General features: G+C 47.2%; 1 protein-coding gene. It reads right to left on the bottom strand.

The annotated features are described in order from the left end of the window. Window positions 1–109: 109 nt before the first annotated feature. The coding region (locus FE394_RS11865; RefSeq protein WP_319926597.1) for a M15 family metallopeptidase domain-containing protein at window positions 110–400 on the bottom strand (291 nt) is incomplete at its 5' end.

Below are 400 nucleotides of genomic sequence, written 5' to 3'. Positions count from 1 at the left end.
TTTAAGCTATGGTATTTTTCTGCCTTGTCCTGATACTCACTGTAATAGAACCAAAGCAGGCCAGCGACAACAACAAACGCACCGAGGGTGAAGTACTGGCTGTTGAATTTCATGTCGGTATCTCAACATGGGGAGCATCCAAGAACTTAGCCGGCTTATCGTTGGGATTGCCTGTCCAAGTGATACCAAACCGCAATTTTATCCCCAGTTCTTCACCCGCTTGATGCATCGCTTTCAAGACAGGTAGCCAGCAGATGTAATTGTTCCAATCAGCACCGACCGGAAGCAAGTCAACGGCATGGCCTGTCAAGTGACGGGAATTCAAGGTTCGGCTTTTCTTTGCAGCGAACAATTGCTTTTGGCGTTCAAGAGTTCTTAGCCCCTCAATCACCGTAAAATC

It is taken from the genome of Xenorhabdus littoralis, assembly GCF_033949345.1.
Lineage (GTDB): Bacteria > Pseudomonadota > Gammaproteobacteria > Enterobacterales > Enterobacteriaceae > Xenorhabdus > Xenorhabdus littoralis.
The sequence above is the reverse complement of the archived record's forward strand: the minus strand, read 5'-3'. Positions and strand labels throughout refer to the sequence as shown.